The organism is Roseobacter sp. TSBP12, assembly GCF_009129705.1.
Taxonomy (GTDB): domain Bacteria; phylum Pseudomonadota; class Alphaproteobacteria; order Rhodobacterales; family Rhodobacteraceae; genus Celeribacter; species Celeribacter baekdonensis_A.
Genome location: NZ_PYIB01000083.1, coordinates 1 through 1,358, shown reverse-complemented (window position 1 = coordinate 1,358; position 1,358 = coordinate 1). Strand labels below are relative to the sequence as shown.

The following is a 1,358-nucleotide window of genomic DNA, read 5'->3' as shown; positions in this document are numbered from 1 at the left end:
GCGGATGAGGTGGGTGGCTCCTGCTCCACCGGCATCGAATGTGCCAAAGTGCAGTTATCAATGACTGCTAGGAAAGGAGCCACCCAATGACAGTTAAGACAGTAGGCCTTGATCTGGCCAAGGATGTTTTTCAGGTTCACGGCATTTCGGAGAATGGTCGGGTCATCTTCAATAGGGCCATAAAGCGGGCGAAGCTGCTTGCCTTCTTTGAGACGCTGCCGCCCTGTTTGGTGGGCATGGAGGCGTGTGGATCGTCCCACCATTGGGGTCGCCAGCTGCGCAAATTGGGACACGAGGTGAAACTCATGCCCGCCGGATACGTCAAACCCTACGTGAAGCGCGGCAAGTCGGATGCTGTTGATGCCGAGGCAATCTGTGAAGCGGTTCGGCGCCCGACGATGCGCTTTGTCGAGATCAAGACGGAGGAGCAGCAGGCCATCCTCGCGATCCACCGCACACGCGATCTGGCGGTCCGGCAGCGCACCCAGTTGGCCAACATGATCCGCAGTCTCTTGCGCGAGTTCGGGCATATCTTGCCCATCGGGATCGAAGCGGTGGCCGCCTTCGCAAAGCGCCACCTGGACGGCGATCATCCTGACATGCCGGAGATCGCAAACGGACTTCTCGGCGTCCAATGCTACCAGTTCCTCGGGCTGAACGAACGCATTGCCGGCTACTCAAAGATGATTGAGCAACATGCCATGATGAGTGCGGATGCCCGCCGATTGATGCGCATGCCGGGGATCGGGCCGATCACGGCATCGGCGATTGTCGCAACGATCGGCGATGCAAAACAGTTTCGGACCGGACGCGATCTGGCGGCCTGGCTCGGACTGACCCCGCTCAACAAATCAAGCGGCGGCAAGGAACGTCTTGGAAAGATCACAAAGCAGGGTGATCGCTACATTCGAAAGTTACTGGTCGTGGGCATGACGTCTCGCGCTGTGATGGCGAAACGTTCACCACAGAAAGTCGATCTCTGGACAGCCAAGATCGTTGCCGACAAACCCTTCCGGCTGGCAACAGTCGCGATGGCAAACAAGGCAGCCCGGGCCGTCTGGGCGATGCTCACCAAGAAACAGGAATACCGGCAACCCGCGTTCTAAGCGCACCGGTTGCCTACGAGATGCAAGACGTTGAAGTGATGATGCGGAATTAAGTCAACCAAGAGCAAGGACACTCCGGGAATGGCAGCGGCCCTTTGAGGTCGATAAGCCGATTGGAACCTCGCTTGCGGAACTCATCAGGGCCAGTGGAGGCAATGCCAAAACATAAACAGGCCGGACAGACGACGGTACTGACGAAAATAACCGCAGAAATTGCCAGAAAACGCTTGCAATGCGGGAGCCACCCACAGA

At 57.7% G+C, this 1,358-nt stretch carries 1 protein-coding gene; it reads left to right on the top strand.

From position 1 onward, the window contains the following. The first annotated feature begins 86 nt into the window (after positions 1 to 86). A complete protein-coding gene (locus tag C8029_RS20920; protein ID WP_009574308.1) occupies positions 87 to 1,106 on the top strand; it encodes an IS110 family RNA-guided transposase in 1,020 nt (339 codons plus the stop codon). Positions 1,107 to 1,358 lie beyond the last annotated feature (252 nt).

Coding starts and splice junctions, on each gene's coding strand:
- C8029_RS20920 (WP_009574308.1), top strand. CDS start 87: ATGACAGTTAAGACAGTAGGCCTTGATCTGGCCAAGGATGTTTTTCAG.